This is a genomic window from Streptomyces sp. NPDC004561 (assembly GCF_053602155.1).
In genome coordinates this window covers 1-12650 of the sequence record NZ_JBSGDB010000250.1, presented here as the reverse complement: position 1 = coordinate 12650, position 12650 = coordinate 1, and the positions used below count along the sequence as shown (strand labels likewise).

General features: G+C 70.5%; 9 protein-coding genes and 3 pseudogenes. 3 read left to right on the top strand and 9 right to left on the bottom strand.

What is annotated here, in order from left to right:
* Positions 1–2400 precede the first annotated feature (2400 nt).
* Both ACWEN3_RS27930 and ACWEN3_RS27925 read right to left on the bottom strand, forming a co-directional pair.
* On the bottom strand, positions 2401–3006 hold the full coding sequence (locus tag ACWEN3_RS27930) for a CE1759 family FMN reductase (protein WP_452976241.1): 606 nt from the start codon (positions 3004–3006) through the stop codon (positions 2401–2403).
* Positions 3003–4169, bottom strand: coding sequence for a CE1758 family FMN-dependent luciferase-like monooxygenase (locus ACWEN3_RS27925; protein WP_452976243.1), 1167 nt, complete (start codon positions 4167–4169; stop codon positions 3003–3005). The genes ACWEN3_RS27930 and ACWEN3_RS27925 overlap by 4 nt, the downstream gene beginning before the upstream one ends.
* 548 nt (positions 4170–4717) lie before the next feature.
* Here ACWEN3_RS27925 and ACWEN3_RS27920 point away from each other — a divergent pair.
* Positions 4718–5674: a DUF5996 family protein gene (locus tag ACWEN3_RS27920; protein ID WP_452976239.1), complete on the top strand. Its 957-nt coding sequence runs from the start codon at positions 4718–4720 to the stop codon at positions 5672–5674.
* A 239-nt stretch (positions 5675–5913) separates the two neighbouring features.
* Here ACWEN3_RS27920 and ACWEN3_RS27915 read toward each other — a convergent pair whose 3' ends face one another.
* Complete coding sequence (locus ACWEN3_RS27915) at positions 5914–6729, bottom strand: helix-turn-helix transcriptional regulator (protein WP_452976237.1); 816 nt, start codon at positions 6727–6729, stop codon at positions 5914–5916.
* A 72-nt stretch (positions 6730–6801) separates the two neighbouring features.
* On the opposite strand from ACWEN3_RS27915, the gene ACWEN3_RS27910 reads away from it, so the two are divergent.
* Entirely contained in the window at positions 6802–7515 is a 714-nt protein-coding gene (locus tag ACWEN3_RS27910) for an SDR family oxidoreductase (protein ID WP_452976235.1), read from the top strand.
* A 76-nt stretch (positions 7516–7591) separates the two neighbouring features.
* Here ACWEN3_RS27910 and ACWEN3_RS27905 read toward each other — a convergent pair.
* From ACWEN3_RS27905 to ACWEN3_RS27880, 6 genes and pseudogenes are all read right to left on the bottom strand, one after another.
* Positions 7592–7678, bottom strand: a pseudogene (locus tag ACWEN3_RS27905) (GNAT family N-acetyltransferase); the annotation flags it as partial.
* Position 7679: 1 nt separating this feature from the next.
* Positions 7680–7999 (bottom strand): annotated as a pseudogene (locus ACWEN3_RS27900) (transposase); the annotation flags it as partial.
* Positions 7975–8184: a hypothetical protein gene (locus ACWEN3_RS27895; protein ID WP_452976233.1), complete on the bottom strand. Its 210-nt coding sequence runs from the start codon at positions 8182–8184 to the stop codon at positions 7975–7977. The pseudogene ACWEN3_RS27900 and the gene ACWEN3_RS27895, both read right to left, overlap by 25 nt.
* Positions 8185–8348: 164 nt before the next feature.
* Entirely contained in the window at positions 8349–8804 is a 456-nt protein-coding gene (locus ACWEN3_RS27890; RefSeq protein WP_452976231.1) for a hypothetical protein, read from the bottom strand.
* A gap of 26 nt (positions 8805–8830) precedes the next feature.
* Positions 8831–9064 (bottom strand): heavy-metal-associated domain-containing protein, encoded by a 234-nt coding sequence (locus ACWEN3_RS27885; RefSeq protein WP_452976229.1) that lies wholly within the window; start codon positions 9062–9064, stop codon positions 8831–8833.
* 317 nt (positions 9065–9381) lie between these two features.
* A complete protein-coding gene (locus ACWEN3_RS27880) occupies positions 9382–10131 on the bottom strand; it encodes a hypothetical protein (RefSeq protein WP_452976227.1) in 750 nt (249 codons plus the stop codon).
* Positions 10132–10524: 393 nt separating this feature from the next.
* On the opposite strand from ACWEN3_RS27880, the pseudogene ACWEN3_RS27875 reads away from it, so the two are divergent.
* Positions 10525–11040, top strand: a pseudogene (locus tag ACWEN3_RS27875) (ATP-binding protein); the annotation flags it as partial.
* Positions 11041–12650 lie beyond the last annotated feature (1610 nt).

Here is a 12650-nt window from a genome sequence, read left to right as displayed (position 1 = left end):
GACGCACCAACCACACCCTCGCCGACACACCAGCCCAGAGACCCTGCCCGGAAGGCCGGGAGGGCGCCGCACAACACGCACGCCCCGCGACAGCGGGATCCGCAGGCGGCGGTGCTACACGTCAGCAGCACCACCCGGGGCGTGTACCTGCGGCGATCCGCCGCGACCACGGGCACACCGCGGCCCCCGACAGGCTTCACACCGGACCCACCAGAGCGCTCCCGCGGTCGTTGAATGCACAACCCACCACCCAAACCCGGACCACCCGAACCGGGACCACCCGAGCCGGGACCGTCAGGTCAGTCCGGTCAGGTCGTCAAGGCCCGGACTCCTGGTGCACGGGAGTGTCCGGCGCGGGGAGCCGTGCGCGCCGCCGGGAGCCGGGCAGCGATCACACACCGCAACTCGAACACGAGCCCGTCCTCACGGAACACGACACGGGCCCGTCCTCACGGATCGCGGCACCGACCCAGGTATCACCGGTACACCCCAGGCCAGCACGCGGCACCCCTGGGCATGAAGGCACTGAAGGCAGAGCGACACGATGTCCAAGACACCGGCGAAGGCGCCAGCATACCCGGCAGCGACCTCCAGGCCACCCGCCACCACGGCCCGGGCCGCATCACCGGCACAGACGCCAATCCCCAAGATGCGGACGCTACGACCGATACGGTGCACAACCAGAACCGCGACCAGTACGAAAACCCTGGTCAGAGCACCGACGGCGACCGCCACCCGGCCGACCCGGCTCAATCCCGACCGAGCCCACAACACGCATCCCCGGCCATCGCCCGACCCCGGGCAAGGGCCCACTCCGCCACACCACGACCACGCCGCAACCCGACACCCCATCCAAGGACCGGACCAGGTCCAGGCGCACGCTCGATGCCGCGAACGCGGCACGACTCGCGGAAACCGGCAGCAGCAACCGACAACACCAACCAACCGAACCACCCCGACCACAGCCACAACCCCGACCACAGTCACGGGCACAGCCGCAAGACGCAGACGAGCCGGGATCCTGGCCGTGGAAAGTCTCACGAGAACCGGCACCAGCCGACGACAAAACCCGCCACCCCAACACCCGGCCATCCCCAAACACCCGGCCGTCGCCACCCCGCATCACCCTGCCCAAGACCGCCACGACCGACCCACAGCACACCGGCCGGTCACCACACCCGCCGGTCACCAGCCCGCCTCACACCACGCCACCCCGACACCACACCGACACACCACCACTTCGGCATCGACGCCACCGAACGCCCTCGCCACCGAAGCCCCGACCAGCAAGCACCACACCACCCCCACCCAGGCCCACCCAGCCCGGACCCGACCGGCCCACCCTCCCGGCAACCAGCAACCCACCCCCAACCCAGCACCGCCCCTTCGCCGCCTCCGCCCGCCGGGACCGCCCACTCCCCCACCCCCGCCATACCGCCGACGACAAGCCCCACCACACACTCCACCAATCGGCCGACCAACCGAACACAAAAGCACGCCCAGACTTGTGACCAGGCCCACCGACAGGCACCCCGAACCCCCCACACCAACCGAGAAGGACCAGAAACCATGGCGGCCCACCACACCCCCACACCCAACCAAAACGGTTTCACGATCCAGCAGATAGCCGACCGCTACGAGGTCTACAACCCCCACGGAGAATTCGCCGGACAATACCCCCACCGACACTCAGCAGAAAAACGAATCACCACACTCACCCAACAAACCCAACACACCACCCCAACCACCCCATAGCCCTCAAACAAACCACACACAAAAACACCCCGACAGAAACCGCACGGGATGGCAGATTCCACATCCACCCCGAAACAGCCCTCACCAGCCCCACGAAACACCCTTCGCCGGGCGCAGCTCTGATGGGATTGCCGGCCCGCCCGGCAGACGGGACCGGCCCTCCTGGGCCGGAGTGCGGGCCCCGTGCCCGGACGACACCGCAGGAGCACGCGAGCGCCCGCGCCGCTGCCAGATCCAACGTCGCCTCTTGATGACGGCCGTCCATGCGGACAGACTGTCCGAGGCGCAGATCGGGAAGCGGCGATGAGCGCCGGCCTGCCTTTCTTCCGCCACCACCCGGACCCCCTGGCACAGCGGATCACCGCGTACAGATCGACCTCGGACTTCGGCAGCACCCGGCCCCCTCGTCATGCGAAGCACAACCATGGTCACGAAGCAGGCATCCAGGTGCTCTCAAAACTCAGCGACATCACTCTCCCGTGAACGAAGGTGCTCTCGCCGCTGAGCAACAGGCGCTCTCGTAACTCGCCGACAGAGCCAGATGCCCTGCGTCGAACCGGTGACCAGCGCGAAGCGTCCTGTCAGACCGATTGCATCCAGGAACGGCCTCTCTCCAGGTAGGTCGCAGCGGGGGGGGCGCGTCGGTCAGGTCTCGCTCAGCAGCCGTTGCATGGAGGCGAGGTCCTCGTCGACGATCTCGCGACGTGCACGAGGTCCGCACGCGCGCAGCAGGCGGCTGAAGTCGGCGGCGGCAGCGGTGACGCGTTCTCCCAGGGCCGCCCCCGTCTGGGTGCCGAAGTCGCTGGTCGCGGCGTAGACGGGCCGAGGCGAGACGATCGCGTGCAGGTACGAGAACATCGGCCGCAGGGCGTGTTCGAGCACCAGAGAGTGCCGCTCGGTGCCGCCGGTCGCGCCGATGAGGACGGGCATGTCGGCCAGGGCCTGTTCCGGCATCACATCGAAGAAGGACTTGAACAATCCGCTGAAGGAGGCGTTGAAGGCAGGCGTGACGGCGATGACCCCGTCCGCCTCCGCGACCTGCTGGAACGCCTCCTCCAGTGCCTCCCCGGTGAACCCGGTGAGCATCGCGTCCATGATGGGGTGGGCGAGGGGACGCAGTTCCACGAAGGTCAACTCCGTTTGGATGCCCTGTTTTTCGAGGTCCTGGATCACGGCCGCGGCAAGCCGGTCCGCGAGCAGCCGGGTCGAGGAGGGCTCGCGGAGCCCGCCCGTGATGATCGTGATCTTCATCGAGCCTCCGGATTCTCTTCGCTGTTGCCGGTGGACCGTTCCCGCTCGTGGCGGGCATGCTGTGCCGCCCCGGCTTGTTCCGCCTCGGCGCGTTCCCACTCGCGCAGCAGCGACTGGTGCGTCGGCGCGGCCGGGACGTCGGCCGGTCTGCCGACCGCGAACTCCTTGCGCAGGATCGGTACTACCTCTTCGCCGAGCAGGTCGAGCTGCTCCAGCACCGTCTTCACGGGGAGTCCGGCGTGGTCCATGAGGAAGAGCTGGCGCTGGTAGTCGCCGGCGTACTCGCGGAAGCTCAGCGTCTTCTCGATCACCTGCGCCGGCGAGCCGACCGTCAGCGGGGTCAGCTTCGTGAACTCCTCCAGCGTGGGGCCGTGTCCGTAGACGGGCGCGTTGTCGAAGTAGGGCCGGAACTCGCTCATAGCGTCCTGGCTGTTGGGGCGTATGAAGGCCTGCCCGCCCAGACCGACGATGGCCTGTTCCGGGGTGCCGTGGCCGTAGTGGGCGAACCGCCGGCGGTACAGGTTCACCAACTGCCGCGTGTGGGAGGACGGCCAGAAGATGTGGTTGGCGAAGAAGCCGTCGCCGTAGTAGGCGGCCAGCTCGGCAACCTCCGGCGTGCGAATGGAGGCGTGCCACACGAAGGGAGGTACGTCGTCCAAGGGGCGGGGCGCGAGGGTGAAGCCCTGCAGCGCGGTGCGCAGCTTGCCCTCCCAGTCGACGACCTCCTCGCGCCACAGCCGTCGCAGCAGCCCGTAGTGCTCGACGGTCAGCTCGAGCGCGTCGCGGATGTCCTGCCCGAACCAGGGATACACCGGGCCGGTGTTGCCACGTCCGAGCATGATGTCGGTGCGGCCGCCGGACAGGTGCTGGAGCACGCTGAAGTCCTCGGCGATCTTGACCGGATCATTGGTGGTGATCAGCGTGGTCGAGGTGGACAGGATGATCCGCCGGGTCTGCGCGGCGATGTAGGCGAGCAGGGTGGTCGGCGAGGACGGCACGAATGGCGGATTGTGGTGCTCTCCGGTGGCGAAGACGTCCAGGCCCACCTCCTCGGTTTTGCGTGCGATGGCGACGGTGGCCTGGATGCGTTCCGCCTCGGTGGGCGTACGGCCCGTCGTGGGGTCGGTAGTGACATCACCGACGGTGAAGATGCCGAACTGCATCCCGCTCGCGTCGGACGGCTCCCCAGTGCCCGTCCTCTCCTGCGGCTCGATCCCCGCGGTGCCATTGGGCTGCGAGCCGGTCGTTTCGGACGACGCCATGCTGAGTTCCTCCTGACCTCCCTTGCCGGGGCGAAGCTCACCGGCTTGGCGCGGTCGGTCGTACGAGACGGGCCGTCGGCGCCTCGCTCGCCAGGGTGTTCGTGCCGGCGGGTCTCCTGTGCGATCGTCGCCGCGCCGCTGCGTGGGTCACGCCCGGCCGGTGGGGAGAGTCTCGCACCGGCGGCGTCCCCGGCCTCACCTCGTTTTATCGTGTCACGCTCCGGGGGATCCGGCAGGACGTGCCGCCGGTGGCGACTCGGCACGCGATGGGAGGCACCACGGGCGAGGATGCGGCGTGGTGAGCTACCTGGAACGATGGGGCGGGACGGCACTTCGTACTTCGGCCCGCCCGTCGCCGTGCGGCGACGCGTGCGCAGCGGCCCCGGTATCCCTCCCCACCCCCTGCCGACGTTACCGGTGATTTTCATCGACACGATGGGAGGCTCCCCGTGAGCGAACGTCTCGACGCGTGGCCGGAACTCGACTACGCGGAACTGGCGCCCATGGTCGACTACGTGAACCGGATCGTTCAGGTCGCTGGCAAGTACAGCCTGGACGCTCCCTTCGAAGCGGGCTGGGGCAACATTGTCCTGGGCGTCACGCCCCGCGGACTCGCCACGCCGACGCTCCGCCACCGAGATGTCACCTTCACCGTGCACTACCGTCTGCTCGACGGTGACGTCGTGATCGAGACGGACAAGGATGAGCGGAGACTGCCGTGGTCCGGGAGGTCGGTCGCCTCGTTCTACCGGTCGTTTTGCGAAATCGCGGCTGAGCTCGGTATGCCCCGCCCGCGCACCTCGCTGATCTGCGAGATCCCAGACGCCCCACCGACCTTCGAGGACGACCACACCGAACGGGCGTGGGACCCGCAGGCGGCCCGCCTGATGTGGCAGGCCATGAACCTGGCTACCGACGGGCTGGAATCCTGGCAGGCACCCTTCCTCGGCCACCGTCCCCGGGTCGGTGTGATGTGGGGCGGTTTCGACCTGTCCGCCACCCGACACCGGGCGCAGCCCACCGCCCCGCCGCAGAACGTTCCACCGTTCATGCAGAACGCCCAGCTCAACGCGTACGTCTCGGTGGGCTTCTCGTTCAAGAACCTGCCGAATACGCCGAGCATTGGTATGTACGCCTACATCTGGCCCCAGCCGGACAGGCTGGAAGGCCGGTCCTGGGGAGTGCCGGGCGCCACCTGGAATCCTGATGTCGGTCTGGTGCTACTGCCATGGGATGTCCTGCGGCGGACCGACGACCCGCATCAGTCCATCGTGGCGTTCGGCGACGCGGTGTACGAGGCCGCTGTGGAGACGGCCGGTTGGCCGGCCGACCTCGTCGGCCCGCGTGTGGACGGCTGGTTCGTAAGCAGGACACCTGCCTCCGCCCTCCAGCACCTGCACGGCTGAAGCCGACCGCCTGCTCCCTCGTACCGGCTCTCCCCGGTCTCCGCGGCCCACGCGGTGATGGCCGCCTGCACCGCCGTGGACGCCGCGTAGCCACCGAAGCGTCAGAAGTGCCGTTCTCAAGACAGTGGAGCGGAGAGGGGTGTTCCGCTCCATGACAGCCGTACCCGCTGCAGATACCGCTCTACGGCAGTCACGCTGTTTCATGAACGCCAGAACAGGATCTGGGCGTGTCTTTCGTTTCAGCTTGCCTGCCTGGCCAGCCTGTGCAGGGCCCGCACGGCAGGTGATCCGGGGTCGGCAGTGATCAGAACAACTTCCTGGTCATCCTCGGGCACGAGCAGGACGTCGCAATTCAATCGCAGCGTGCCGGCTTCCGGGTGACCTAGGGTTTTGGTGCGGTGCCCGGGAGCGTGGACCGGACGTGTCTGCCAGATTTGCCTGAACTCCTCGCTGCCGGCGTGCAGTTCGGCCAGCAGGGCGGTCACCTTCGGGTCGTGCGGGTAGCGGTCAGCGGCCCGGCGAAGCCGCGCCACCACGATGTGCCCGAACTCCTCGGTGCCGGAGCTCTCGTACATCCGTCCCTGGCCCAGGAAACGGCGCCGGGCCAGGTTCGTCGTTCCGCGTTCGAGGTCGCCGCCGAGCAGTGCCTGGGCCAGGGGGTTCCAGGCGACGACGCCGTACGTCGCGTCGGTGACGATGGCAGCGGTCTCCGGCAGCCGCTCCAGCATCCGGGCGACGTGCGGGCGCACCCGCCGCACCGCGTTGCTGCCGGGCGGCGCGTTCGATCCCGCCAGGCGGAACAGGTGGCTGCGCTCGGCCGGCGTGAGCCGCAGGACCTGGGCCAGCGCGTCCAGGATCCGGGCCGATGGCCGCGGTCCCCGGGCCTGCTCCAGCCGCGTGTAGTAGTCGACCGACATGTGGGCGAGCTCCGCCACCTCCTCGCGACGCAGGCCCGGCGTACGGCGGGCGGTGCCCGTCGTCGTCAGCCCGGCCTCGTGCGGACGCAGACCCGCCCGACGCTCCCGCAGGAAGCGGGCCAGCTCCTCCCGTGCCATGCCACCTCCTGCCGCTTGCCTGGTACAGACTGTCCCTGGCAGGGCGCCCACCGCCAGGGGACCGTGGTTTCCATGAACGATCGCACAGCTCTGGTCACCGGTGCCAACAAGGGCATCGGCAAGCACATCGCCCGGCTACTCGCGGCCGAGGGCCTCACCGTGTACGTGGGCGCCCGCGACGCCGGGCGCGGACAGCGGGCCGTCGAGGAGATCGGTGCCGGCGCCCGGCTGCTGATCCTCGACGTGACGGATCCCGACGGCATCTCACAAGCCGCGGCTCAGGTGGAGCGCCTGGACGTGCTGGTCAACAACGCCGGCATCTCACCGTCCCTCGCTCCACCGGCCGCCACCGGCGTCGAAGAATTCCGGCACACGTACGAGACCAACGTGTTCGGGGTGGTGGCGGTGACCAACGCCTTCCTGCCCGCCCTGCGCCGGTCCCCGCACCCGCGCATCGTCAACATCTCCAGTGGCACCGCATCGCTTGTGTGGAGCACACATCCCAACCCGCAGTTCACCCCGGGAAGCGGGGGCGCTGCCGCCTACCGGTCGTCCAAGGCCGCCCTCAACGCCCTCACCGTCTTCTACGCCCAGACGCTGGCCGAGGACGGCTTCAAGGTCAACTCGCTCGCCCCCGGCCTGCGGGCCACCGATCTCAACCCCCGGGCCGCTGCGGGCGGCGACCCGGCCGAGGCCGCGCAGGGTGCCCTCCGCCTGGCCTTGCTTTCGGACGACGGTCCCACCGGTGGCTTCTTCTCCTGGGACGGAACGCCCGTGCCCTGGTGATTGTTTGTCAGTCATGGCCGGCGTCGAGAACGGGTGTCGCTGCGGTGGGTGGTCGCCGAGACACCAATTGCCCCTGTCAGCGGATGGCGCGGATCATTACGGTGAGGTCCGGCGAGGCTGGTGACGGCTGGCTGTGCCCGATGTCGCGGTAGCCCCACGGCAGGTGGACGGCCACCGGGACGGCCTCGCCGCAGGCGGTGGCCGACTTGGTCGGACGGTTGTGGGATGACCGCTCGGATGCCTCGGCGCCGCAGGTGGCTGCGGATGGCGCGTGAGGAATACGCGCGGTCTGCCAGAACGGCCAGTGGCCGGGTCCGGGGCCTGCCGGGGCCGGTGCGGGGCACGCGGATGCGGGACATCACCGTCTCGAAGGCGGGTGCATCACCGGCCTGGCCTGTGCGGTGGCAGTGAGGGCGAGGGGCCGTACGCGGCCGTCCGCGGCCAGGTGGACCTTGGTGCTCAGCCCGCCGCGGGAGCGCCCGAGCGCGTGATCGGCGGGCTCACCGGTGCGGACCGCTCCCTTTTGAGTGCTCCGGCTGCGTGCTGGTGGGCCGGGACGATGGTGGAGTGCACCGACACGGTCCAGTCGATGTCGTCGGCTGCGTCCGCCACGGCCGGGACGGCAGTGAGGATCATCTCCCAGGTGCCGGCGACGGCCCATCTGATCATCCGTTTGTGGGCGGTCTGGGGGGCATCGCGGGTGTCCTCTGGCGGGGTAGGGCGGGGTCGTAGGACGGGACGGACGTGGCGGCGGGAGCGGGGGGACGGCTCCCGTCGCCCGGGTCGGGTTCAGTGAGGCCGCAGGTACCACCGGCGTCGCCGGGGTGGGGGCCTCAGCAGTGGGCGTAGTCGTGCGGGCGCAGCAGCATGGCCACGGCCATCGCCGGGACCATGAGCAGGTGGCCCCACAACATCAGGGCGCCGGTGTCGATGAGGTCGAGCGCCAGTGGCACGAACAGCACCAGGAAGGGCACGTACATGGCCGCGCCCATCTCGGCGATGGGCCGCCAACGGTGGCCACGGAACCTCATCCACGCGGACGTGGCCACCGTCATGTTCGTCGCCGTGATCAGCGCGCCGGAGTACGGGTTGCGCATCAGTCCGGCGGCGCCGAGAGCGTCGAGGACGAACATCCACACCGGGTGCAGGACCACCATGCCGACGGCCATGGCCACGACCATCTCGGCATAGTGCAGAGCCAACTTCTTGGCGCTCGGGCGGTAGCCGCCGTGCGCCATGGTGTCTGCGGGCGCGGGGGCTGTGCCCGGGGTGGCGGATGGGCTGTGCACGGCATGTCTCCAGGGCAGGGCGCGGGTCACGGGACGAGGGCGTAGCCGGCCTCGTCGACCGCGGCGGCGTTGTTGGCGCGGTCGACGGGCTGGGAGGCGGTGACGGTGACGCTGCCGGTGGCGAGGTCGACGGTGACGGACTCGACGCCGGCGACCCTCGAGACCTCCTCGGTGACGGAGCGGACGCAATGTGCGCAGGTCACGCCGGTGACTTCGAACGTGGTCGAGCCGATGAAGGTGCGGGGTGTACCGGAGAGCAAGGGGAACTCCTCGATGTGTGGTCGGTGGTGGTGCGGTCGGACAGCAGAGTCGGTCCGGGGGCGGGTCGGTCTCACCGGGGAGATCGCCGGGTTCTTCGCCGGGGCCGGCCGGGTCAGTGGTCCTGTGCGTCGGGACCGCACCCGGTTGCGCCACTGCCGGGCCTGCCACCGGGTACGGCGAACGGGGTGGGAATGGGTGGCCGCCGGTCTTCGCCTCCGCGTCTGCGCGGTCGTCGGCGAGGCGACGTGTCGTTCACGATTCGGCGCTGTCGCCGGCGATGTCGAAGGGGACCGGCGCCGCGGGGCCCATGCCTTCATCAACTGGGCGACGGGGCCTCCGAATCCGGCATCCGCCACGCGGTCACGACGAGCCAGATCATCCATGCCACGTCCAGGACGAACGCCAGCACGATGGCGATGGTCTCCGTCTGCGAGAAACCCCCGGTGCCGACCACCCAGCCCTGCACGAGGTAGGCGAGGCCGGAAAGCCCCATCAGGTGGACTATCGGCCGCGGGACCCAGGCCGTCCGCGCGGCCGCGACCGCGAACAGGAGCAGTGCGAGACCGAGAGCGAAGTCGTGGTAGCTCCTGACTCCCCACTCAAGCCAGCGGATCGCCTCGGCGCTCGCGAAGCGTGCCGTCTTCTCGGCGCTCGGGGCGCTCACCCACGCGGTCACGGCCTGCTTGAGGGCGACCCCGTCCACCGCCTGGAGGACGCCGTACAGCGCCAGCGCCGCCACCGCCGAAGCGGCACCGAATCGGCCCGCCCATCTCGCCGTTGCCGCCCGCAGGTCCAGGGCGGAGAACAGGGCGAACAGGCCTGCGAGGAAGACCGCCATGCCGGCGAACTGGCCGAGGTGTACGACCGTCCAGCTCCCGCTGGCGGCGTACTCGCCGAACACGGCGCGGTGGTTGTTCGCGTCCCCGTCGGCGTGGAACTGGGTGACGCCGATGTAGAGGAGCTGTCCCGCGAGCAGCAGAGTGGCGGACAGGCGCAGCGATGTACGAAGGGCCAGGGGTTCGGTGTGCTCGGGGGTGGCGCTGAGGGCGGGCGATGTACTGGACACGGCGGACCTCCGGGTGGTGTGCGGGATGGACGGTGTCACGGGACGAGGGCACAGGCCGCGTCGTCGACGGCGGCGGCGATGCCGGCGCCGTCAGGAGCAAGAGTGGGCGCCGGGGTCGGTGCGTCTCACCGGGGAAATCGCCGGGTTTTCCGCCGGGATCGGCCCGGTCAGCAGCAGCACGACGACGGGGCCGCCCCTGGATCAGGGTGCGGGCGCCGGGGCGACCGGGTTGTGCGCGGCCGGCGCATGGGGGGGACCGATGCCCGTCGGTGGAAGCCGCCGGTTCGGCGGCGGGGTGGGCCGACATGGCTCCTGGCCGGAGGCCGGGGCGGTGGTCGGCTGCCACGCTCGCCGCGTGCGTGATCACGCACGCGGTCATCTCTCCCGGTCCTGATGAGGGGTTTTGATGCGCGTCTTGAGGCCGGTACTCGTCCCGGTCCTGATGCTGATGCTGGTCCTGATCCAGGACTGTGCCGACGCGTGTTCGATAGCATCGGAGCCGTGCTGGTCGGACGGGAACCCGAACGTGCGGCGATCGCCGCCCTGCTCGACGCCGCCCGCGCCGGCAGCGGCGGCTCGCTGGTGGTGCGCGGCGTCGCCGGGGTCGGCAAGTCGACGCTGCTGGCCGATGCGCTGGTAACCGCCTCGGACCTGCGGGTGCTACGCACCTCCGGCGTGGAGTCCGAATCGCCGCTGGCCTTCGCCGCGCTGCAACGGCTGCTGTGGCCGCTGCGCACCTGTATCGACACCCTGCCGGCGCCACAGGCCGCGGCACTGCGCGCGGCGATGGGCGAGGCCGAGAACGAGGGCGACCGCTTCCTCGCGTTCCTCGGCACGCTGAGCCTGCTCGCCGACGCCGGCGAACAGGCGCCACTGCTGGTCATCGTCGACGACGCCCACAGGCTCGACGACGCGTCGGCCGCGGCGCTGCTGTTCGCCGCACGCCGGCTGCAAGCCGAGCGCGTGGCGTTGCTGTTCGCCGCACGCGACGGCGACGTCCGCCGCTTCGACGCCAGAGACTTGCCCACCGTCACACTGGGCGGCGTGAGCGGCGCCGATGCCGACACGCTGCTGTCCGCCCATGCCGGGGCCGGCATCGACCCGGCGGTGCGCGACCAACTGGTCACGGGTACCGGCGGCAACCCACTCGCGCTGGTCGAGCTGGCCGTCGTACTCACCACCGACCAACTGACCGGCCGGGCGCCGCTGCCCGCCCCGCTGCCGCTGACCGACGGCGTGGAGCGCGCCTTCCTCGACCGATACCGCCGCCTGGACGAACCCGCGCAGCGGCTCCTGCTGGTCGCCGCGACCGACGACACCGCCCGGCTGACCGTGGTCCGCGACGCCGCCGAGCGCCTCGACGCCGCCGACACCGCCCTGGACGCGGTGGAGCGGTCCGGGTTGCTGCGCGTGGACGGCGCTACCGTCGCCCTCTACCACCCGCTGGTGCGCTCGACGATCTACCGGGCGGCCACCAGCGCACAGCGCCGCGCCGCGCACCGTGTGCTCGCCGAGGTGCTGACCGGCGACCCCGAGCGGCGGGCCTGGCACCTGGCCGCCGCCGCCGACCGGCCCGACGAGAACGTCGTCGCCGCCCTCGACGGGGTGGCCGAGCGCGCTTCGGCCCGCGGTGGCCACGAGGCGGCGGCCGCCGCGTGGGCCCGGGCCGCCGAGCTCACCGCCGACGGTGGCGCGCGAGGCCGGCGGCTGTACCTGGCCGCGTCCTCGGCCTGGCTGGGCGCGCACCCCTCGCGTGCCTCGGCACTGGCCCAGGCCGCCAGGGCGGACGTGACCGATCCACTGCTCCGGGCTCAACTGCTCGCGCTGCAGGGGCAGATCGAGTGGAACACCCACTCGCTGAACGACGGCTACGACCTCATTCTGCAGGCCGCCGAGGTCGCCTCCGGCGTGGACACGGCGCTGACGGCTCAACTGGCGATGCTCGCCGCGTCGCTGGCGGCGTTCGGCGCCCGATCCCCGCGCGCCGTGAACCCGACGGCGCTGGTGGCCAGGCCCACGCCGGACGCGCCGTCCCACGTGCGGGCCGCCTGGTACCTGCTGCACGGCTTCCACGCTGTCGTACGCAGCGACTGGACGGCTGCCGCGGAGGACTTCCGGAGCGCGTTCGTCCTCACCGACGCCGACCCGGTCGGCGACCACCTGCTGCAGCCCAACCTGGGCATAGCCGCGATGCTGATCGACGACGACGAGCGCGGACTGCGGCTGCACGAGCAGCAGTTGACCACCGCCCGCCATGCCGGCGCGCTGAACATGGTGGAGCACGCCCTCACCCGAGGCTTCCACTTCCAGATCGCGACCGGGGCCTGGTCGAAGGCCGCCGGTGCCGCCGCCGAGGCACTGCCGCTGGCCGCCGGCACCGGCCACCCGGGGCTGACCGCGCTGCCCACCGCGCAACTCGCCCTTGACCAGCTGCGGCTCGAAGGCCTGGATGCCGAGGCGGTGCAGGGTGGGAGCACGGTTCAGCAGGACCGGGTGCTCGGCGATGACCTCTTCGAGGA